The organism is Leptospira borgpetersenii serovar Javanica (genome assembly GCF_003046425.1).
Classification (GTDB): Bacteria; Spirochaetota; Leptospiria; order Leptospirales; family Leptospiraceae; genus Leptospira; species Leptospira borgpetersenii.
Genome location: NZ_QAJG01000032.1, coordinates 1 through 22,965 on the forward strand (window position 1 = coordinate 1; position 22,965 = coordinate 22,965).

Consider the following 22,965-nt stretch of genomic DNA (forward strand, 5'->3'; position numbering starts at 1 on the left):
TCCAATGTTTAGCATCCATTATACGTCCCTTTACTATTTTGGAGAAGTTCATTTAAAAATCTAATTCTTTCCGATATTTGTGGGTAACGTTATGGCTCCCTACGGGTCGCTCGATAGATTGATCGCTCTCTGAACTCGAAGCATAACACTCTCTATCTCCTACAATTACTTGGATCTGAAGAAATCCGTCGGAACTCCGACAATCCTCCGTGAAACAGGGCCCTGCAGAGCGACCCATAGGAAAGCCCTGCATTGTGTTTCTTTCATGCAATTGATTGACTGGAGCCGGCCTTTGTTTGCAAAGGCTGAACCGAGCTTTCTTATATAGAATTCACGTTAAGTAATATCGAAAGTAAAGATCAAACTGGCGAAATCAAATCCTCTCGGCCTACAACAAGAACCAGTAGTATGAAAATGCAATTATCACGGAAAGGTAGCCGATTATATAAATCCAGAGTCTGTGTTTGTACACGAATTGGAATAGCATCGTATCATAGGCATGATTGGAATTTGGAAAAATATCCTGGTTGTTTGGGAAATCGTCTGAAAGGCCGATTTTCCATGAGGTTATCACTTTTGTGAAATCTTTTCCGAATGAGCTTTTTGGAATGAGATTTTCAAAATGAAACATTTTCACTTTCTCCTGGCAGCGATCGCAATCCCTAATATGATTTCTGAGAAAGATTGGAATTCTTTTTCCAGAATATAAATTCTCCCTAATGTATTCGTCTTCAAAACATATATTCGTGGGTCCCATCGTTTTTGGATCTCCTTTATATTTTCTTCGAACGTTTTTTGATTTTATTTTGCAGAGGAATACTTTTATGATCTTCCAGAAGATAAGGAACCGCGATTTTAAAAAATGCGGGAAATAAAAATATCGTAAGAGCCGTAGAAATGGACAATCCTGCGACTACCGTAACGGCAAGGGGTCTCCACAGTTGACTTCCTTCTCCTGAATCTAAGACGGATGGAAGTAGTCCCAGGACCGTGGTTATGGTTGTGATCAGAATCGGACGAATTCGCTCTCGGATTCCTTCGGTTAATAATTCGTCGATTTCGTAATATTGATTTGATTTTAATTTTTCTAAAAAAGTTTCCACAATTAATATCGAATTGTTTACGGTAATTCCGGCTAACATAACGAAACCGATATATACGGATATATTTAAGGACATGTGACACACAAATAAAATTAAAATTACCCCCGCTGCCGAGAATGGAATGGTGAGTATGATTAGAAACGGAAGTAAAAAGGACTCGAATAAAGATGATAAAATGCAAACGATTATGATGAAGGCCAGGATGATTAGATTGAACATTTCGGTTTTACTTTCTTTCAGTTTTTTGTAATTTCCGGTCATTTCGTAATGATAATTTTCCGGGAAAGAAATTTTCTTTAAAGCGGTTTCAATTTTGATAACGGCTGAACCGGTATCGATATCGCCTAACTTAGCCGTGAGTCCATAAGTTCTTCGTTTGTTTTTTCTATAAATCCTGGATTCTGCTTTTTCCTTTTTGATCGAACTAAGTTCAATCAAGGGTGTTTTCGCGATTTTTTCCGATTGAGAGGAGGAAATTGCAACTCCAAAAACCGACTCCGGACCTTTTCTGTCTTCTTCGGAAAATCGGACTCGAATGTCGATCTCCTTATCTTTATCGTAAAATTTAGTGGGAATAGAGCCCGTATATGCAGTTTTCATAAAGTTTGCGATTTGATTAGGTAATAATCCGGATTGTGAGGCCTTCACTTTATCGATCGAAAAAGTGATTTGATCTTTTCCTTCCTTGAAGCGAAGGGCAACCTGCTGAATTCCGGGTATCCCTCCTACTTCTTTTGCAGACTCTCTGGCCAACTCTTTGATCGTTTCGGCTTCGTCTCCTATAATTTCAATATCGATTTCCTTTGATCCTTCTCCGGCACCGGATTCGGTATAAAATACAAATGCGTTCTTTAACTCGTCTGTTTCCTTTTTTAACTCGGTTATAACGTCATTGGCTGATTTGCCTTTCCGGGAAGAGGCGGGTTTTAACTTTATCATCAGATCCGAATGCCATTTTTCAACTTTGGAGGATACTTTTTCCACGTTTGGATTATTTTCGATTACTCTTTCCACGCTCTTGGTGATCAAATCAGTCGCATCAAGGTGGGTTCCCGTTTCTACTTCCAACGAAGCGCTGATTTCGTTGGAATCGGTCGGATCAATGTATTCCTGCTTCAAAAAATAAGAGAGGCAAAAACAAACTACGATGATCGCCGTGGAGTATAGAGCGGTTTTTTTATAGTGTTTGAGTAGAAACTTCAAAGATTTTATTAAATCAAATTGGAGAAGCTCATGTGGATCCGGAGATTCAGGATTTAAGTTCGTTTGATGGCGCCGCAAAATTTTATTCCGGAGCCAAGATAAGATCTTATAGTACGTTCCGACTTCAATATAAGATTTCATTTTCGAAATATACCTAAGAACATACTGCGGTGGAACGAGGGTTTGAAATCGACTCTCTTTCGTTAAAATAAATTTGGCAAGAGTAGGCAAAAAAGTCAGGGATACGATTAGAGAGGTGACCAAAGACGCAGAAACGGTAATCGCCAGGCCTCCGTAGAGATCCCGTAACTCCCGGGAACTGAAAAAGATCGGAAAAAAAACGGCAATGCTCGTCAAAACGGACGCGAACAATTCCTTCGATAATCTGGAAGAGGCTTTTAAAATACCATCCTCTACGAATCCGTTTTCCTGGTGTACAAAAAATATACGGTCGATAACCACTACCGAACAATCCACAAGCATTCCTACGCCTAAAGCCAATCCGCAAAGGGAGATAACGTTGATTCCTACGTTGAAAAAGTACATCAACCCGAATGTTGAAATGATCGAAAGCGGGATTGATACGGATACGAGAATTGTAGCGTAGAAGTTCCGTAAAAAAAGAAACAAAACGACGACTGCGATTATACCTCCCGAAATAGCGGAATCCGCAACTTTTGCGATGGCCGTTTTGATTGTCTGAGATTGATCATAGTTGATACTTTGCTGAATTCCTTCTATATGAATCGAGGAAAGTTCCTTTCGGAGCTCTTCACATAACGCTAGTGAATTTGCATCACCGGCTTTTTGAACGTAAATGGATACGACTTCTTTACCTGCGTCTCTTGCTATATCTTCCTTTTCTTTGAATCCGTCCTTCACATTCGATATATCTGATAAGTAAACAATTTGTTCCGATTTGCCGACCGTAATCGGTATTTTTCCGATCTCTTTAATTTGAATCAACTTACCGATCACCCGAATGTTGATATAGTTGTCTCCGATCAATAAATTTCCGGCGGGAACGTCTACGTTTGCAGTTCTGATCTTGGATAAGACTTCTTCTAACCCGACTCCGGTCTGCAGTAACTTACCTTTGTCTATATCTATGTTTATCTCTCTTTGAAATCCACCTCCGACGTGAATTTCACTTACCCCATCGATTCTTTCGAACTTCTTTTTATATTTGTTTTCGCCGAATTCTCTCAGTTCCTTCAATTTGTATCTTTCGGATTCGAGTTTTACGATGAAAATCGGTTTGTTGGTAGGATCGTATCTAAGAATGGCGGGTTCTTCCACTTCTCTTGGAAAGTTACCCCGTATGAGATCGATTTTAGAACGTACTTCGAGGGAACGATACGAGATTTTAGTGCCGGGTTTGAATATGACGTTGATTCTTGATTCCCCTTCTTCGGAAGAAGATAGTATATCTTCGATTCCGCCTACGCCGGAAATTTGTTCTTCTATCGGTTTCGTTATGATTTCTTCGATTTTACTGGGTGAAATTCCGGGATATCGAGTCAGTATGGTAATAGCCGGCGAATTGGATGGAGGCATTAACGAAATAGGCAGCCTTGGAATGGAAATCAATCCGAAAATCCCGACCGCTACAAACAGCATAAACGTCGTTATATGTCTTCTGTATAATAGACCGATTAAAGAATCCATTTATACCTATTTCCGTTTTACGATCGAAAAATAAGCCGCCGGTATGATGACTACGGTAAAAATAGTGGAAGCCGTTAAGCCACCTAACACTGCTAAGGCCATCGGTTCTTGAGGAGATTCTCCGCCGATTGCAAGCGCTGCCGGCAAAAGTCCTAAAACCGTAGTCAGAGTAGTGTTAAGGATGGTGTCGATTCTCCGGTAGATAGTGTCATATACCGTTTCTTCAACATTTTTCCCCTTGTCGGCTAAGGTGAAAAACTCTATTAGAATGATCGCATTGTTGACTACTAGCCCGCTTAACATGACCATTCCCATTCCTGAAACTATATTCAATGAATTGCCCGAGGATATTAAGAACATCAGGGAACCGGATCCCACCATCACGATTGATACCATCACGACTAACGGTAAAATTAAATTTTCAAACTGAGACGCTAAGGTCATGTAGACTAAAATTAATGCGAAAACACCTGCCCAGGCCAAGGCTTCGAAGGATTTGTTCGTTTCCTTCGTAATTTCGCCTGGAAGAACGGAGATGTCCTTATCTTTTTCAAAACGTGTAATGATCTCAGAAATCTTTTGTTCTATGATTTCCGCCGATTCCTTAGGAACAGCGGATACGATCGCGATTCTTTTTCCCTCTAACCGCATAATTTTACGTAGGGTTTTTGTTTGTGATACTTCCGCTACTGCGTCTAGGAAGACGTTTTTTCCGCTCGGTAAACGAATCGGAATTTCGCGTAATGAATCGAATCCAAGTCTATCCGCCGATCGAAATCGAACTAATACGTCGTATTCGAAATCGTTTTCTCTAAATCTTGTGGCGATATCCCCTTTGATGGATGTTTTAAGTGTGGTCGCTATATCCTCCACGCTTAAGTCAAAGTAGGCCATCTTTTCTCGGTCCAATTCCACTTTTAATTGGGGAGTTTCTTCCCGAGCCGACGAGGAAACGGAAATTGTTTCGTTCGTGGAGACCAATTCGTTTTCGACTTCGCTCGCGATTTTACGGATGAGATTTAAGTCTTGCCCCGAAATTTCAACGGAGATTCCTCCACCGCCGGAACCGAAAATACCGCCTAACACGCTACCGGCCATTCGAGTCCCGATTTTAGAATGAAAATTTTTTTCTATCTCGGGTAGTTCCCTCGAAAATCCGATTAAAAACTTCTCGGCTTTGTTTTTACCGGAGAGTTTGACGAAGATTGAGGCTCGATTTAAACCGAAGTCCCCTTTTGGATTCAATATGATATCCTTTTCCTCGTATCCGATTCTTGAAAATGCGATTTCAACTGTTTTATCTTGAGTGAGTTTTTTCGTGATCGTATCTACGACTTTTTTTGTATAATTTAGATTGGATCCTTCCGGTGAAACGATATCGATGTAGAATTCTCCCTGATCGATCTCGGTCAACATTTCTTTCGGAATCACGATGAAAAACAAACCTGCTACAAGTACGGCACCTAACCCTACGTATACGGCGAAAGTTTTCCTTCGGATGAAAAAGACCGCTATAGACGCGAAAGAGTTCCTGATTGTGGAAAGGATTTTTTCTCTGCGAATTTCGATTATTTTTGGAAACGTTCCTATTTCCTTCGAAAAGAAATCGTATTGAGTTAAAACGGGTACAAGCGTTGCCGAGGTAAAAAGCGAGGAGATCAGCGAAAACGAAATCGTTAATGCGAACTCTCCGAAAATTTCGGCGGCGATACCTTCAACGAATAGGATTGGCAGAAATACGACGACGCTCGTGATCGTTGATCCTAGGATGGATCCGAATACCTCTTTTGTTCCCTCGATACTCGCTTGAATCGGATCCGAGATCGTTTTCTTTTTAGAAGCTACCGATTCTAAAACGACCGTTGCGGAATCGACGACCATTCCAACGCCGATAGCTAATCCGCCTAGCGACATCGTATTGATCGTAAGACCGAACCCGAACATCATCAAAAAAGTTGCCATGACGGAAATGGGCACCGCGCTGATGACGACGATCGGTTCTCGGATGTTTCCTAAAAAAAACTCAATACACAATAACAGATGATCACCGCGAGGATCCCGGCCCAGGCAACGGAAGCGATGGAGTCTTCGATCAATATGGATTGATCCGATATGATCTGAAAACGGATCTTGTCCCCGAATTTTTCGTTCAGCTCTCCGATTAAATCCCTCAAGTCGGACGCAACCGATACCGTATTTTTTCCGGATTCCTTTTTTAGAATCATAGAAATACATTCCTCGTCCATTAAGCCGCTTATGCTGGTTCTTTCTTTGAAAGTGTCTTTTACATCACCTACGGTTCCGAGATAAATGGGAACTCCGGCCTTTGTAACCCCGACTACCGTATCCTCAATGGAGTTGACCGAAGGGAAAAGTCCATCGGTTCGCACTAATATTTCCTTATCTCCTTCCCTTACGTTACCGGCAGGAAATCCGAAATTGCTGGAATCGATTTGATTGACCAAATCTTGAATTCGTATATTATGAGCTTCTAATCTTCCTTTGTCTACGTTGACCTGAATTTGCCTTTCAAATCCTCCGGATAATGAGATGGCTGCTACACTGTCTACGCGCTCGAAATACGGAATTACGTTCTTGCGTAAAAATAGTCGAACGTCCTTCAAATCAATGCCGTTTGTTTTGACTGCAATCTGCATGATGGGAGCGCTATTCGGATCGAAACGAATTACGATGGATTTTTTTACGTCCTGAGGCAGTGAACCTTTGACCAAATCCAATTTTTCCCTGACTTGAATCAATGCTTGGTCTATTTCGGTTCCCCATCGAAATCTTACCGTTACGATGGATATTCCCTCGATCGATTCGGATAAAATTCTGTCGACACCTCCTACGGAAGAAAGGATTTCCTCAATGGGTTTGGTCACTAGAGATTCGATTTCCGTCGGAGCCACGTTGTTGTAAACCGTTACGATCGTGAGAGATGGAAAACTCACATCCGGAAGGAGTTCCATCTTTAATTTTGTCAGTCCTACGTATCCGAACAGAACGAGTAAGAAGAATACGACTAATGTCGTTACCTTTCTTCTTAGGAAAAATTCAATCACGGACAAAATCTCATTTTGAAATCAACTTTAAGGGGAAACGGAAAATCTGACGGAATAATCCTGTTCCAGATAATTTCCGTACAAATCTTTAGCTCCGTCCGGTCCGCCTTTTATCGTAAAAATGTAAGAGTTCGGAGATTCCGTGAGTCCGAAGATGGAAGTTTTATAGATGTTAGGCGCTGCTCCTACCTGAGGTAGAAGCAGATAAGGATTTCCAGAATTGGGTCCGAAGTCGAAGTTCACCGAAAATTGTACAGAAGACAATACCATATTCAAATCGACTTCGGAACAAGTGTTCGACCGAAAATCGTCCCTGCAAAAGGCTACGTAAAACGCTTTCGTGCCTCCCGCAGAATAATTATACGTAGGACCTATACCACCGTCGTGCTGAAGCGAATTGATTACACCGTCTAACAATCGATTTGCGAGAGAATGCGTGTTGCTCAGATAGATATTCTGTACGAAAAGATACTTACTTCTAGGACCGTTCACTTGAGTATTATAAGTGAACGTTTTATTCAGACTATTTCCTTGAACGTCTTTGACGGAATTGGTCACCTGTATCTGGTATATTTGATTGATCGATAAATTCGAATTCGGACGTATAATAAAACTGGTATTAGCTCCTCCCGAATTTTCGATGATGGTAAACGTTATCGAAGGGCTGAATGTGATTCCCGTCAATAAGCTGGAAGGTAATACGGGTTCCGAAAAATCGATCATAAAATCGTCGGTCTTTTCGAAACCTCCGATGATTGCGAATTCATTCAATACAAAGTTTCCGGTATTCGTAGTGGATCTAATGTTCGTCAGAGTGGGTTGTACAAAATCGGAACCGACGGTAAATCCGATTCGATACGTCTGCAAAAGCGGATTTCCTATACTGTCTTTGATGGTATTGGGGATTGTGACGTTGTAAGTGGTACCGAAAGTCAAAGGTTGAATCGGTATGAATTCAAACGTTGTTCTATCCGGAGATATGATAGTCGCGGGAAGATTGAAGGTTAAGGAAGGATTTGCGGTAATTTCGGTAAGAACCAGATTTACGTTCATTGGCTTGGAAAATCTGAGAAGTAAATGAGTGTCTGAAGTAATTCCGATGGCTCCGTTCGAAGGAGAACTATCGACTAACGTTGGTTCGATCGTGTCCGCGTTATAATTGAATTTCAGTATAAAATCTTGTTCTAAGTTTTTGCCTTGTTTATCTTCCGCCTGGGATTTGGAAACGGTGAGAGTATAAATTCCAGGATCCGTAAGAGAGACGGTGGGTTGAAAATGCAGCGTTGAACCCAACCAGGAATAACTTCCCGCGATGGTATTTTGCGAACTTTTTAGGGAAAGAGCGGATTCCGTAAACGTCTGATTCATCTCTTTAGAAAAGGAGATGGAAAGAGCCGCTTTTGGATCGGCGATTGTTTGGTCGTTCAATGGCCAGCTTCCGATCACTCTCGGAGATTCTCCGTCTGAAAATACGGATAAACCGGGAATTAAACTCAAAGGCCCTTTTCCGTTGTCTATTAACTGACTACATCCGATAAAAAAACATAGGACACAAATCGCGGATATCCGATATGAAATTTCAACGAACGTTGAAGAGGTGTGTTTCGAATCCTTTGATTTTTTACGACTCATGTTTGACTTGTGTGTTTTCATTGCCTTTCAAAGAGGAATATAATATCGTTTGTGAGATAGTTGTCGTTGATATCCCTGACTCCCCCCGAACCGCCTTTCAATCGGAATTTATATTGGGTTCCCGTCGGTACGTTTTTAACGCCGAATTCGAATGATCCCGCGATGGAACAGGATGGACCACAATTGTAGTTTTTATAATAAATACTCGGAGACCCCACACCCGGGCCGCCCGAAAAATACGAAACGGAAACCTGGTTATAAATATCATTGTCCCCCAAACTTTGAAGAGGAACGTTACCTGCCGTTGCGAAATTCAGTCTAAATACGTAATCTTCCAAAGTGCATGCGGTCGATATTACTGATATCTTATATACTGTGGAAAGGTTTGCGGGAATTACGGGGGCGTTCGCATTCCCATCCGCAATCGGTGCACACAATGCAGTGACAGAAAAATTGTTGATTCCGGTTATCGTTACAGGAAGACTATCGGCTACATTATCCACTTTAAAATCCACAATATAGGAATTTTCCAGCGGCATATTTCCCGTATCCGTAGCGGTCGAGTTGATCGCCAGTCTATAAGTCGCTCCTTGGGTCAATTTATCGGTCGGGGTAAATTGAAGCAAACTTTGGGATATCCAAGTGAATTGGCCTGTTATGGGAGGAGTGAACTGAATGGCATTTTGAGTTTTTGATTGATCCATCGGCTTTGAAAAAGTGATCGTCAAAAAACTATTTTTTGAAACTCCGTTGATCAACGGATTGGTGGAAGGAACGGGTTGTAAGACCGGCCAAGGTGTACTCGGAACACTCATTCCGATGTCTTGAATATAAGGATTTAAGGATGCGATTCCGGTATAAAATAAAATGGAGTAGTCCTTATCTAGGACGTTTCCGGAAGCGTTCTCGGCGGATTTTAATATTTTGAGAGTATATGTTGTGGAAAGGTCCAGGCTTTTTGTCAGAGATAGAGTGAGACGAGTCGAATCCTCATTCCACTCTTTTACGTAAATCGCAGGGCCGCCGGTAACCGAAACGGCTTCCGCCGTTTTGATTCGATCCATCGGTTCGGAAAATTGTACATAGGGATTGGAATTCACGCCGAATCCATATACGATCTGGTTGGCGACTGGAGGGTTCGATTCCGTAATAAACGGCTGAGGCCCGAATCCGGTTGTATAAAAAATGGAAAGAAAATTTTTAGCTAAAAAATTTCCACGCAAGTCCTTAACGACATTACGGTTGAGTCTGATTTCATATCTTCTGCCGGCGGTAAAATGCGACTTAGGAATGATTTTAAGAAGTATATCGGAGGTCCAAATGTATCGAACCGAGCTGTCTCCGGAAACGGCTCCAATTGTAATTCCGGTTTCGACCGAATTTTTATCCATTGGTTGAGAAAAAAGAACGGATACCTCTTCGTTAACGGAAACTCTTTTGGCTTCGGAGATTGGTGTAATCAGAAGGACGGTCGGTGCCTCGAACTCTCCGCTATTTGCAAGACCGAGATATTTCAGTTTATCCCCCAATTGGTCGATATCGGCGTTGCAGTAGAAACATAATAATATTATAAAATACTGTATTGATTTTTTCATTCTGCTTTTTCGAAAAGTAGGCCTTTTTCTAAAGCCGCTTTTTCGTGTAAACCTGCAGCATCGTATAGTTTACCCAGATCTCTATGGATTTTATCAAAACCGATTTTGATCATCTTGGCGCGGTTGTATTCAATCAAAGCCTCCTTCAACATCCCTTCTTTTTCATATATTTTCGCCAAATAATAGTGTGCATCGAAAAAAGTTTCTTCCGTTTCTAAAATGTATTCAAGTTCCTGCTTCGCTTCTTTCGTCTTGCCTTCCTGCAACATGTGGATCCTTGCTATCCAAAATCGAATCGTCGAGTTTCCCGGGAAGCGAGTTAATCCTTTTTGAAATATTTCCTCCGATTCCTCCATTTTTCCCAAGAAAAAGAGACTCTTACCTAACATAATTTGAGCCGGTAAAAATTCTTTATCCTCCGAAGCGACTTGTCGAAAAAAGTCGGCGGCCTTCTCTAAATTTCGGGAAGTGTATTCCTTTTTTCCTTTTTGAAAGGTTTCCAATTTGGATTGTTCATCCTTGTTACACGTGTTTAAAGCGACGATAAGAGAAATGGAAGCTATAAAGAATAAAATCGAGTCGTGATGCGCTTGTTTTTTAAGTCGCATTATCGATTTGATTTTCAGATCCTTGGTGATTCCTTCAAAATTATTTTTCATATAAATCTTTCGTAAATACTTCTTTTTGAATGATGCGGACTTTGTTGTTCTGTCTCATCTTTCCTAATATGATTTTCTTTTTTTCTTGGGACAGTGTTAACCTTTCTTGAATCTTAATTAGAATGGCGGTGTTTCTGAGTTTCTTTTTGAGTTCCGTAGGATTTTTCTCTTTTAGAAGTTCCTTATTTTGAGAGTAGTATCGCTCAATCAATTCGTCGGAAACTTCCACTTCGTTCGAGTTTTCGGCGATTTCGAATTCTCCGGATTCTTTGGATAGATAATAGGAAATGATCGCTTTACGGATAAAAGGCCATAGATACTTTTGAGTTTCGGCTGAATTGAGATCGGCTTTGGCGATCGCTTCGTTTAAAATGATCGTCTCTTCGATGTATCTTTGAAGTTCCGCTTCTATTTCCGAGGGCGTAACTGGTTCGAATTTCCCGGCAATATGTTTTCTTTCGAAAAAAAATTCTTTCCTGAAATTTTTTGCGGAAAATTCGGATTCGTTTAAATAAAACAGTGCTGGAGTTCCCTTTCTTTCAGCGGTTTGTGCCGATGCGAATTTTTCCAAATCGATCGAACCTTTGCAGGATAGTAGGATGGAACAGAATGATATCCAAATGATCTTTTTCATTTTCAAACACCCAATTCTTTGATTTTTAGATATGCGTCTTTGATTTGCTGCCCGAATTGAGGAGGCGCTTTCCGGATGAAGATCTCGTAATTTTTTTTTGCTTCCGCCTTTCTATTCAATCGAGTATTGATAATACCTAAATTAAAATAAATCTCGGGCATAGTTGCCGGAATTGCGGCTGCCTTTTCGTAATAATGCAACGCTTCCGTATTTTTTTGGAGATTTTGATAAGCGACACCCAGGTTAAAATAACCCCTTTGGAAATTGGGATCGATTTCAACCGATTTTGAAAAATAGATTATCGCTTGTTCGAATCGATCTCGTGGAATCAGTGCTACACCTACGTTGTTCGCGTAATTCGGGTCTTTAGGATTCAAACGATGCGCTTCCTTGAAATGTTTTTCCGCTTTTTCGAGATCATTCAATTGTAAGGCGCCGATTCCAAGCGCGTTTTGTTTTTCTGCGTCATTCAATAGTTCTTTCTCCTTCCGCTTGGAACAATCGTTTAGAATCGATATGGAAAATAAAAAAAAACAAAAAAAGACCGCATAACTTTTATTTTTCACTTTTCTATGTACTTCCTAAATAAAACAGGTAACCGATTTAATGGAAAAAATGTCAATCTTTTAGATTCTAATATAACATTTTATTCTTATTGATTTCTATTTCTTGCATTTTAACGCCACATGTGAAGTATTGGTTTTTTTTAGATCACCAATTGTGGATTTTCTCATTCGAAAAAATTGAATATTTATTGAAAAGTTATGTTAAATGATCATTTTAAAATTTTGTTTAGAACTTTTACGGTTCTTTATTTTCTTTGTTTTGCGACATGTAGATCTTCTTTACGTTATTATCATGATATAACGTATAATATATCGTTTTCTGAAATGGACAAAACCGCTTTGAAGGGCGGAAATCGAATCAGTATCGTTCGTTTTCTTTCCAAATCTTCTAATCAAGCGGACATAATTTCTTCCGTCTTTTCCGATAATTTGTTATTTTTTTTCCACACAAACGGTATCAAGGGAACGATTTCAAATCCTTCCGCTAAAATCGAAGAACCGCAGCCGAACTCTAATGTTTCCATTGTTACGGCCACACAAAAAATGAATTCTGCATATCTTTTGAATTCGGAACAGGTAAAAGAAATCTGTTCCGAGACGAATTCGGATTATGTTATCACCGGATTTGTTCATGAAACGAAGGCGGGAAATTTTTTAAATCCCGATCAGAGCTCAGGTATTATGGCGTATCTCTATAATAAAAACGGATCCCAAGTGGTTCAAATACAGTATATAGGGGGCGAGTCGTTGGAATTATACGATAACAGTTCGGAAGTCGCGAGAGTTTTTGCGAATAAGATCGTGGAACTGTTACGAAGTAAATAACGGTGGATTCTCTTATTTTAAATTTTGGGTGTGACCCGTGCTCTCTTTTTTGTTCGTAAAATCGCTTCAATTTCGATGGATTCCGGTTTTTGTGTGTTTTGGAATATTCCATTATATGAATCTTTTAGAAGCAAAGGAAAAAATTATTCTAGATATCGGTTCCGCAGAAAGACTAGGAGTCGAGAATAGTCCCGAAATTCGTTTGATCAGTTCCCAACAACAGATCAAACGATTGTTGTTGAATGAAAATTGGAGAGCTTATTTTCCCACCGCAACGGTTCGTTGGGATCGCTCTCACAATATCGTATCGAATACCGATGACAGCAGAAATCAACGTTTGAGTTTGAATGTAGACCAGGTGGTATTTGACGGAGGGAGACGTTCTCTCGCTTTAGATGCCGCAATGAGTGATTTAGCGTTGGCAAAATATGATCTTCGTCTCGCTTTGAACGAACTTAGATTTAAAATTAGATCTAAATTTTATGAAGTTCTGAGTCGAAAGTCGGCAATCGAAGTCTATGAACGATCCATCGATCGTCAAAAACAACAATTGGAATTAGGCAAGAAGGAGCTGGAACTTGGAGAAAGTACCGTAATCCGAATTCTGGAGGTCGAAAATCGTTTGAATGAAATCAAAATGCAGCACGAAAACGCCCGGATGGAATATAATAATCTTCTTGAGGATTTTAAAATTCTCCTACGTCTTCAAGCAAACAGCGAATTGGAATTAAAGGGAGATCTCTTAAATTCCGTAAAATACAACTTTATCCAGTTCGAAGAAATAAACCTAATTTCCTTGGCAAGAAAATATAGAGTGGACTTCGATCGGGCTAAGGCGAAGGAATTGCAGACAGAGTCCCAGCATCGTTATGCGAAATCTTTTTACATTCCTACCGTTTCTTTAGGCGGTTTTTACGGTTATTCGGGAGCCGATTATCCGCCCAGACAGCCGGAATGGGGTTTGAATTTTCGCATTTCCATGTTAATGGGTCCGAACCAAATTACTGATTCCTCGAACTTCGTTTCACGCAGGGACGATACGGATCGTTCCCTTTCTTCTTCTACTACCGTTTCGATTTACGATCAATTGAGTTATAAAAAACAAATAGTTTCAACGGGAGTGGATGCGTATCAGGCTAAAATCGCCAGTAAACAATTGGGGGATATCATCGAAACTGAAATCAGAAAGTCTCTTAGAGGGCTGAACATCAGCTGGCAATCCATGAGGCAGGCAGATGAAAATATTATAATATTCGAAAAAAGACTCAATATACAGGAGCTGCAAGTAAAACTAGGGGAAGCTACTCGGCCTCAATTGGCCGAAACGGAAATACGTTTTTTAGAGGCGAAAAACGCTCAAATAGGAGCCAGGTTGAAATATTTGAACTCGATCGCTCAGATGGAGCTATCGACCGGCTTAAATTTAGACGATTTACACTTATTTGAATTACAATAAGAGGATATAGACATGAAAGATAAAAATCGTTTCGCAAAAACGGAATCAAATCGAGTAAAACGATTCGTAAATAACGACCTACGGATGTCTTATTCGTTATGTTTGATCCCATGAAATTAAGATCATATTCTTATTGTAGGGTTTTTCGAAAGTGTATCTGGATTGTAATATTACTATTTCTTTTTACGGATTGCAAAAAAAGCGAGAAAAAGGAGGAAATATTACCTCTTGAAGACCGGATTAAACTCGCCAAGATTGATCCGGGCGAATCAAGTTCCGGCCTTAAAGTTTTAGGTTCCGTTTCTTTTTTCAAGAAGGCGGAGGTTACTTCCAAAATTTTAGGGAGAATTCAACAATATTTTAAAGAAGAGGGAGATTCCGTTCTTGCCGGAGATGTTCTTGCAAAAATGGAAACGTTGAATTTAGAAATTCAATTATCTAAAGATCAATCCAGTGTGGAAGTACAAACCCGTCAAAGGGACCTGGCGTCCGCCAAACTACTCATCGCTAAACAAAGGGTGGATCGGGAATTGGCGAATATCGAAAAGGCGGAGGCAGACGTGAGGGACTCGAGAGAGATTCGGAATAATCTTCTGCGCAGCGCAGAAAACAAAAAGAAACTGAACGAAGCCGGAGCGGTTTCTGAAACGGAATTGAAATCTGCGGAAACATCTTTGAACTCCGCCGAAATTTCCCTTTTTAAAGCGGAAAAAAATCTCGCTAGTCTAAAAATGGGTTATAGACCGGAAGATTTAAATAAAGCGAATATTCAAATTCCTAAAACTAAGTCAGAATTAAAGGAGGCTTATATAAAATTAAATACTATGATTGAAAGTGCCGAATTGGACATGGCCGAGGCAAACTTTAAATCGACGCTTAAAAATATGGAATCCACACAACTTCTATTAAAGGAATCGAATATTAAAAGTCCGTTGTCTGGAACGGTTGCTTCCAGAATTAAGGAACAGGGAGAAGCCGTCAAAGAGGGAGAGGCTTTGTATATCGTTGTCGACACCTCTAAAGTAATCTTAAAGTTTAATATCGGTGAATCGGAGCTGTGGAAACTGAAAAAAGATCAAAAAGTGAATTTTATCGTTGATGCTTATCCGGGACAAAACTTTGAAGGAAAGGTTTATATCATCAGCCCGATTGTAGATCCGCAGAGTAGGACGGTGGAAGTAAAGGTTCTCGCTCAAAATGAAAAAAAACTTTTAAAACCGGGTATGTTCACACGTGGTTACATCCTTTTAGAAGAGGCTCGAAAAAAAACCTTTTTAATTCCGCTCAAAGCTCTCATTAAGAATAAGGAAGATAAAAGCGGAACCGTCTTTGTTGCAAACGAAGAAAATCGGTTGTTTAGCGTGGAGGTGGAAACCATTAAAGAGGAAAGCGGTTTTGTGGAAGTATTAGGAAATCTTGAATTAGGACGATATATTGCGATTTCCGATTTGAATGAACTCAAGGAAGGTCAAAAAGTTAAAATTCCAAAGGAACAAACTCCCGGTTTGATCGAAGAGAAATCTTATTGACAAGTGATGAGTATGCTGAGCACGCTCGTTCCGGAAATGCTTCCCACACCGTTTGGGATCGTGCAGATTTTAGCGTTTGGTTGCGTTAACACTGTAACCGAATAGGAGTCTCCGTTTTTATAGGCCTTTGCAAATCGAAATACGCCGTTTAAATTGATCGTCAGTAAATCGGAATTGTTGTTCTGAATGATGACGCTACTGGACAAAGTTAGGCCGGTGATGGTTCCTCCAACATAGTAGGAATCGTTGTTTGGATTTTGATTTTTTCCGTTCTCTGCGGCGGTAACGATGGAAAGTAATCTCGATTTAAAATCTTTTTCCCTCTGATCCTCATGATTCGTTTTTCCGCATCCTGAAACCGATAGATAGATGAACAGATAAAAAGTTTTTAAAAAGCGGTTCATTTTTCAATCAAGATGTGTTTGGGTGAGAATTCTTTCGAACATTTTTCGAAATTCATTTGGAAAATATTAACTAGTGGATTTTTCTGATTACGAGAGTGTCGCTTGATTGTGTAAATTATTTGTAAATGAACCGAAAGTAACAAGGATAAAAAACAATATGAGCAAATTCAAAAATTGAGCGAACTACTTGGTGAACGAATCAAAGGTAAGATTGACCTCGGAAGAGCTGATCAAAAACGAAGGATTCTTAAAGCAGCTAACGAAATCGTCGGTAGAACGGATGGTGATAATTCAAGCGGAAGCCTCTCTATGAATCGGCGCTCAGGAGAGCTAACACATCATCTGGATTGCGAGAGGAACTCCTCGTCTGGAAATAATTCGGGCAATTCTCGAAATGGAAAAAGTGGCAAAAGTTCAAAGGATACTTTGAAACAATCGGTTTGGAAGTTCCTCCGGAGCTTCTCTGTGAAAGATAAATCCGGATATCCGGGAATTCCAAAAGCCTCAATAAGAAGCTGTGCTCTGGTTCTATTTGCCGTCCTCTATTTCCTGGGTTACTTTCCTCTTGGACGATTCGCAGTAACGTTTGATCCTTGTTATGGCGTCTTCCTCTTTCTGACAACTTTTTCTAGGACGTTACATAAAACCTTGACCACTGACATTTAAAATCTAAAAAATCTTCGGTTTAGAAACCGCATTTAGCTTTCTCTGAGCGAGTCTTCTAAGTTCGATCATTTCTTCCAGATAAGAGGCGAGAACCTTGTCCACGTTGATGTTTTTTTCCATTTTTAAAAGGCTGTCTCGGATCAAACGGAGATTCACTTCATCGGCGACTTTTCCCGAGGTGATCAATTTACGGACCGTTTCAAACTCGCATTTTCTGAGGTGTACTCTGAGTAAGAACTCGATTGAAAATTTAGAGGCCATTCTTCCCCAAGGGCTGTTCGGGTTGAGATTGGCCTCTTGAGCTGCCATACGATCTGTGGCTCTTTGAGAAAGAGCCGGTCCGAAAGAACTCGATAAAGACGTAGATTTAGAGGACTCATCGAAGATACTTTTTTCTTTTGTAGGGTTATCACCTTTGGCTACGAGAATGTCTTCCATAGCCTGAGAGCGTGATCCTTCTTCGAAATCGTTGGGATTGTTGTTCATCATTCGGACGAACTCTTCGATCATCACGAGGATATTGACCATTCTTCCGATCGGAGTATTATTCAATTCTCGGATTTTCGGAAAAAGTTCTCTTGTGATTAAGGAAGGGGATTTCTTTTTGTAGTAAGTTGCTTCATAAAGACGTTCTAATTTTTTTTCCGAATAGTATTTCAAGTCGTTAAGAATTTTGAGATCCGCATAGACGTATGCATCGACGCCCGGATCGTTTATCTTACTCATCTTTTCTTCCGGCAAAACGATTTTAATGATGAATATGATTTTGGCTGCTCGAAGAGCTTCGAGTATGTTTCGAAGATCGTCCGGTTCCCGTGAATAAAGCGACATCATTTCCTTAATGAAAGCATCCGAGGTCGGGATTCTTTGGTCTTCTCGAAGATTCACTTTTCGGATTTCGGAAGCGATTTGTAACGCTACTTCACTTAATGCGCTCATAAGAATTAAGGCATCCTATTGGAAAGAAGGTTTCGAATCAAGTTGGTTTTCATTCTAAAAAGCGAAAGAAAGCGTCTTTATTCTTGGCTGATTCGAAAACTCAATTTTTGTAAAGTATATAACGGGACCGAACAGGATAGAATCCCTAGAACTGGCGATAGGATTAGAAAAAAGATCGGCACTTCCGGAGAAATTGTGAATTTTAAGGTCCATCCGAATGCGTTCTTATTGACGACATATAAAACTATGGGGGAAAGAAAAGACGCAAGAAGGATCCCGAAACAAATGGAGAGGATTGTGATGAATACACTTTCGGTCAGCAAAATTTTTCCGAGTTGCCCAAGGTCGGCCCCTAAATATTTGAGAATTCCCAACGTATTTTTTTTCGAAATGAGATTATGAAACAAGGAAGAAATCAAAGAAAGTATGGCGATGATAAAAGCGGTCGTTTTTAGGGTTTTTAAGACTCCGAAGACTTTATCCACTCCTTTCGTATAAAGCTCTCGCAATTCTTCTACGTTTAACAATTTTAGGGAGGTGTTTGGCGCTAAAATTTCAGAGATCGATGCTTCCGATCGTTTTCGGTCTGCGTCTTTCTTTAAAAAGATCTTAATCGAATTGTATCCGTGAAGTCCGAAGAACTTTTCGTAGTTTCGAATATCCATCATGATCGTTCCGCGCTCCGAAAAAAAATGTTCCTTAATGCCTCGAACCTTGAATTCTTTTTTTCCGAATTTCGTTTCGATCAGGATCGAGTCTCCTACGTCGAAGTTTTGCAGATAGGCCATATTGGAGGAGATTAGAATTTCGTTTTCCGTTTCTATGAGGCGTTCCGGAGAATCCTCCCGGTCGTGTGTTGCGAACGTATATGCGTGAATCGTAAAGTTTCCTCGGTCTGTTTCTACTTTCGTATTCACACAAAAACCGTCGAGGGATTTCACTTCCGGAATTTTAGAGAGTTCGTTTAACAAACGGATGGGAACTCCTCCTTGGATTCCCGCCGCTAAGTTTGCCGTATTGATGATCGTAAACTCGGCGGGGAATTCCGCTTCGACCCAATCATTCAAGGATCTTCGATAACTGTCCGCTAAAATCGAAAGGCAGACTACAAGGGAAGTGGCGAGCATCAGAGTTGCGGATGTGAGCGTATTTCGCAGGGTTTGGTTTTTCATTTCTTCCAAACCTACTTTCATAAAAACAAAAGACCGATCCGATCTTTCTACGAGTTTAAAAAAGAATATCACGAAAATTTTAAAGACATAAGGAAAACAAAGAGTGAAACCGACTACAATTCCGCCGATTCCCAGAAGTCCGAAGATCGGAAATTTCCAGCGAAAAGGAAAGAACGCAATACAAGTAAAGATGAAAAGAAGTGAAAGCCCGATCGATAACAAACGGAATTCGTTCATTTTGTATGTTTCTGAAGAGGATTCTCTCAAAATGGAGACCGGAGAAATTTTTCCCGCTCTAAAAGACGGAACCGCGGCGGATAAAAAGGATCCGATGATTCCGATTCCTAATCCTAGTAACCAAGTGGAAATAGGAACGGAGTTGTAGGTTCTAAGATCCACAGAAACCGCTTCCGGGCTGAAAAAGTCGAGTTTCGAAAAAAGAAAACCAAGCCCCAGTCCTAGAAAACTTCCCGAGATCCCCAAAAACAAAGCCTGGGATATAAATAGGAAAAAGGTGTGGCCCGCACTCAGTCCCATCGTTTTTAAGATTCCTAATTCTTTTTCACGGCTGACGTATAAACCGGACATCGTGTTGGAAACCATAAAGAGTGCGATTATGAGGGAAATGAAAGAGATCACCAAAAGATTAAGCTGAAAAGAGCGTAACGCGTTTCTGGATTTTTCCCGGATGTCTTCTACCGTTTCGATCCTGTAGTCCGGACCTAGTTTCCGTTCAAGAATCCGTTTTTGTTCCGGTCGGAATCTGTCCGGTTGGATTAAAAGGAAACTAACGTGTCCCGCGGTCCCGAATCTTTCCATTGCGGATTCTATGTCTTCTATAAGAATATTCCCGCCTTCCGCATCAAATGCCGTCAATTCCGTGATGGAGAAGTTCTTAGAGTTTATGCGTATATCGACTTTGGAAGTTCCGATCCTTTGGGAAAAGGAACGGCTGATAAAGACGGAAGAAAGTTTGTCTCTTGTGTTTTGTGTGTCGGAATTTTTGGTTTCCGGTTTGTAAAGAAACTCGCCGGATTCTTTTAAAAAATCCAAGCCGATGAATACGCCTCGAATCGAATCGTTTAAAATGACTTCCTTTTGAAATCGAGGAGCGATTTTTACGATCCAGGTTAACGAAGAGTCTTTCGATAAATTGTGGATAAGCGAGATTGGAAGGTTTTGATCTCCTAAAGAAGAGGAAATTTTGATCTTATATTCTCCTTGAAAATATCCCATAGCGAAGTCGGTTAGGCTTTTTTCCGCTTTCATTCCGTTTGCACTGGTCGAGATGAAAAGTCCTACGCCCAATGATATTCCGGATAACGCGAAAAATGCACCCAGTTTATGGCTTCGAAAGTATTCGAATAAAAATAACGTATAAATTCGAAAAGACACGAGGTTTTAATCCTCCAAAGTTCCGTCCGTCATCTTCAAACGAAATTCCCCTAAAGAACCGAGTTTTTGATCGTGGGTTACGATAAAAAGTGTGAACCCGTGTTGTTTTTGTAGGTCTATGAGAAGTTGTATTACATTTTCCGCATTTTTAGTGTCTAAATTTCCGGTGGGTTCGTCCGCAAGAATGAGAGACGGTCGTTTGCAGAGGGCTCTTGCAATTGCTACTCTTTGTTGTTCTCCACCGGAAAGTTCGTCCGGTTTATGAAATTTTCTCGAAGAAAGTCCTACTTTTTCGAGAGCTTCTTCCGCCGCATTTCGGGCCTGTGTTTTACTGATTCCGGAAATATAAAGAGGGACGGCCACATTTTCAAGTGCGTTTAAGTACGAAAGTAAATGAAAAAATTGAAATACGATTCCCGTTTCTTCTCTTCTGTATTTTGTCAGTTCTTTTTCGTTCATTAAATGTAGAGATTTTCCGTTTACAAAAACCTCTCCGAAGTCCGGCTTGTCTATGCCGGAAAGTATATTCAAAAAAGTTGATTTACCGGAGCCGGAAGGTCCCATTAGAGTGATGACGGAAGAACTTGGAATATCCAACTCCAATCCTTTGAGAACTTCCGTTTGAAGTTTTCCGCTTTGATACGATTTACGGAGGTTTGAAATTCGTATTCTTTTGGGATCCGTTGTGTCGGGGCTTGTCATTTCTTTGAGAGAACAGTAGAATTCGAAATGAAATTTATGGAAAGTGAAAAAATGCGAAATCGATATAATTTGATAGAGAATTATGATTTGTCGGAATTTCGAAAAAGATCGAAAAAGGAGTCGATGAAATCCTAATCGTTACTACAAAGATAAATCCATCAAATTACAACTCGAACGCATGAAAAAAATACCACAATAAGTTTGTTTCAAAAGTTAGAATATTAGAGTTTTTGAAAAATTAATTCTCTGTCCGTTTCTGCTTCGTTGAAATGGATGTTTGAAGCGGTTTTGTTAATCCGAATCATGGAATTTTCAACAACTCTATTGATCTTTTTCAAAAAAGCCGAATCTATATTAATCAATAGGAATATTAGAAACAGCTTTCAAAAAGCCGTTCTATAACGTCGGTATCCGTTTTTGATATGGCTTAACGTGAGTTCTGCATAACAAATGCGAAAACGATTATTATGCTGTGACCCGTTTTTACTATAAAATTTGCGAGTGATCCGCCCAAACTTCCTTATATCGAAATTCAAGTTAACTAACGCGTAATTCTTGCGAGATCGGTTCCGGGATAGTAGTGTCTCAAAATTTCTACATAGTTGTAATTTTCTTTCGCCATCCCGAAACTTCCCCATTGACTTAAACCTACACCATGACCGGATCCCATCCCTTTGATAAGGAAACCGTTCCCTTCTTTTTGAATTCCGAAACGTAAAGAGCGAACGGGTGTGCCGAGAGTTTGTCTAAAATCTTTGCCCCGGATTCTGGAAGAACCGTCCGTTCCGCTGATCTCTATAAGATCAACTCTTCCGGATGCCGTTCTGGATAAAACTTGGATCGATTGAATTTCGCCCAGTTTTAAGTTCGAGAATTTGGAATTGATGAGTTCTTGAGAGATTGTTTCTTTCCAATAGAAATTGTCTCCGGCGCTGTCGAACTCGGAAGCCACAATGGAAAGGTAGGGGACTTTTTTACCTCCCCAAATGTTTTCGGGGGTTTCCGTTTTTCCGCCGCTATTCGAATGAAAGAAGGCTTGGATCGGGTTCTCTTCAAAGACGGCCATTACGCCGGTTGTATCTTGAACCGCTTTTGTAGTCAATGGATGTTCCTTTTCAAGGCCTCCGTATACTTGGGAATTTGTCGTGGCTTCTACGTCGTAAAAAGCATTCTTTTTATTTAATATTTCACGAACGGCATAAGTTCTTGCACAGATTGCCTGGGCCTTTAACGCTTCCATCGGCCAGCTATAAGGAACTTCGGAGGGAACAACCGCCAAGAGATACTCTTCCAAAGGAAGTACGTTAACCACGAGAGCAGAACCTTGGTTTTGGGGGATTAGATGAATTGTCCCTCGCACTTTGAGAGATTTATATTCAAGGTTCTTGTTTTGACTTACAAAACGAATCGGAGCTTTTAAACGGGAAGCGTCTAAAGAAATGATGTCGATTCCTTTTTTAATCAGAAGATCGTTTGCGTCATAGACGGAAATGATCCCTTCTCCTCGAATTTGAAGATCACCTTCGGCTTTGCCAAGAAGTACTCTAATTTCGTGAACCGGACGGCTTTTATAGGGAGGTGTCCAAGGACGGATGATGACGGTGCTACAGCCCGCTTGTAAAAGAATGGCTGTGAGAATGAAAAACAAAATTCGATTTTTGATCATAAAAAGTATCTCTCTTCTTGAATATCGATGAAAAACCGGAATCTCTATAGGAATTTTTGAACTTTACGGGAAGTGGAAAAAGGCTT

The 22,965-nt window shown here is 40.4% G+C and carries 15 protein-coding genes and 2 pseudogenes; 4 read left to right on the forward strand and 13 right to left on the reverse strand.

Annotation, left to right across the window (positions count from 1 at the left end):
* Nucleotides 1–388: 388 nt before the first annotated feature.
* The 8 genes and pseudogenes from CLV95_RS16775 to CLV95_RS19535 form a co-directional block, all read right to left on the reverse strand.
* On the reverse strand, nucleotides 389–757 hold the full coding sequence (locus CLV95_RS16775; RefSeq protein WP_002732857.1) for a hypothetical protein: 369 nt from the start codon (nucleotides 755–757) through the stop codon (nucleotides 389–391).
* 16 nt (nucleotides 758–773) lie between these two features.
* On the reverse strand, nucleotides 774–3,974 hold the full coding sequence (locus CLV95_RS16780; RefSeq protein WP_002732854.1) for an efflux RND transporter permease subunit: 3,201 nt from the start codon (nucleotides 3,972–3,974) through the stop codon (nucleotides 774–776).
* Nucleotides 3,975–3,980: 6 nt separating this feature from the next.
* Nucleotides 3,981–7,039, reverse strand: a pseudogene (locus CLV95_RS16785) (efflux RND transporter permease subunit).
* Nucleotides 7,040–7,066: 27 nt separating this feature from the next.
* Nucleotides 7,067–8,671, reverse strand: coding sequence for an Ig-like domain-containing domain (locus tag CLV95_RS16790; protein WP_002732883.1), 1,605 nt, complete (start codon nucleotides 8,669–8,671; stop codon nucleotides 7,067–7,069).
* A 17-nt stretch (nucleotides 8,672–8,688) separates the two neighbouring features.
* Nucleotides 8,689–10,266, reverse strand: coding sequence for an Ig-like domain-containing domain (locus tag CLV95_RS16795; RefSeq protein ID WP_002732875.1), 1,578 nt, complete (start codon nucleotides 10,264–10,266; stop codon nucleotides 8,689–8,691).
* On the reverse strand, nucleotides 10,263–10,925 hold the full coding sequence (locus tag CLV95_RS16800) for a tetratricopeptide repeat protein (RefSeq protein WP_002732873.1): 663 nt from the start codon (nucleotides 10,923–10,925) through the stop codon (nucleotides 10,263–10,265). Before CLV95_RS16800 ends, CLV95_RS16795 begins: the two co-directional genes overlap by 4 nt.
* Nucleotides 10,915–11,565, reverse strand: a complete 651-nt coding sequence (locus CLV95_RS19530; protein WP_002728813.1) for a hypothetical protein — start codon at nucleotides 11,563–11,565, stop codon at nucleotides 10,915–10,917. Before CLV95_RS19530 ends, CLV95_RS16800 begins: the two co-directional genes overlap by 11 nt.
* On the reverse strand, nucleotides 11,562–12,125 hold the full coding sequence (locus CLV95_RS19535; protein ID WP_002737794.1) for a tetratricopeptide repeat protein: 564 nt from the start codon (nucleotides 12,123–12,125) through the stop codon (nucleotides 11,562–11,564). Before CLV95_RS19535 ends, CLV95_RS19530 begins: the two co-directional genes overlap by 4 nt.
* Before the next feature lie 198 nt (nucleotides 12,126–12,323).
* On the opposite strand from CLV95_RS19535, the gene CLV95_RS16810 reads away from it, so the two are divergent.
* The 3 genes from CLV95_RS16810 (at nucleotide 12,324) to CLV95_RS16820 (ending at nucleotide 15,935) form a co-directional block, all read left to right on the forward strand.
* Nucleotides 12,324–12,950, forward strand: a complete 627-nt coding sequence (locus CLV95_RS16810; protein WP_002732860.1) for a lipoprotein — start codon at nucleotides 12,324–12,326, stop codon at nucleotides 12,948–12,950.
* A gap of 37 nt (nucleotides 12,951–12,987) precedes the next feature.
* Nucleotides 12,988–14,406 carry a TolC family protein gene (locus CLV95_RS16815; protein WP_002737844.1) on the forward strand — a complete coding sequence of 473 codons (1,419 nt, stop codon included), beginning with the start codon at nucleotides 12,988–12,990 and terminating at the stop codon, nucleotides 14,404–14,406.
* Between the two features lie 98 nt (nucleotides 14,407–14,504).
* Nucleotides 14,505–15,935: an efflux RND transporter periplasmic adaptor subunit gene (locus CLV95_RS16820; protein ID WP_107695032.1), complete on the forward strand. Its 1,431-nt coding sequence runs from the start codon at nucleotides 14,505–14,507 to the stop codon at nucleotides 15,933–15,935.
* Here the strand turns inward: CLV95_RS16820 and CLV95_RS16825 are convergent.
* Nucleotides 15,929–16,339, reverse strand: a complete 411-nt coding sequence (locus CLV95_RS16825; RefSeq protein ID WP_002732869.1) for a hypothetical protein — start codon at nucleotides 16,337–16,339, stop codon at nucleotides 15,929–15,931. The genes CLV95_RS16820 and CLV95_RS16825 overlap by 7 nt on opposite strands.
* Nucleotides 16,340–16,526: 187 nt before the next feature.
* Between CLV95_RS16825 and CLV95_RS20150 the strand changes: the two are divergent.
* A pseudogene (locus CLV95_RS20150) lies at nucleotides 16,527–16,791 on the forward strand (hypothetical protein); the annotation flags it as partial.
* 217 nt (nucleotides 16,792–17,008) lie between these two features.
* Here CLV95_RS20150 and CLV95_RS16840 read toward each other — a convergent pair.
* The 4 genes from CLV95_RS16840 to CLV95_RS16855 form a co-directional block, all read right to left on the reverse strand.
* On the reverse strand, nucleotides 17,009–17,944 hold the full coding sequence (locus CLV95_RS16840) for a hypothetical protein (protein WP_002728794.1): 936 nt from the start codon (nucleotides 17,942–17,944) through the stop codon (nucleotides 17,009–17,011).
* A 77-nt stretch (nucleotides 17,945–18,021) separates the two neighbouring features.
* Entirely contained in the window at nucleotides 18,022–20,511 is a 2,490-nt protein-coding gene (locus tag CLV95_RS16845) for an ABC transporter permease (protein WP_002732881.1), read from the reverse strand.
* Between the two features lie 6 nt (nucleotides 20,512–20,517).
* Nucleotides 20,518–21,213, reverse strand: a complete 696-nt coding sequence (locus CLV95_RS16850; RefSeq protein WP_002732862.1) for an ABC transporter ATP-binding protein — start codon at nucleotides 21,211–21,213, stop codon at nucleotides 20,518–20,520.
* 541 nt (nucleotides 21,214–21,754) lie between these two features.
* Nucleotides 21,755–22,879 carry a SpoIID/LytB domain-containing protein gene (locus CLV95_RS16855; RefSeq protein WP_002728806.1) on the reverse strand — a complete coding sequence of 375 codons (1,125 nt, stop codon included), beginning with the start codon at nucleotides 22,877–22,879 and terminating at the stop codon, nucleotides 21,755–21,757.
* Nucleotides 22,880–22,965: the final 86 nt, after the last annotated feature.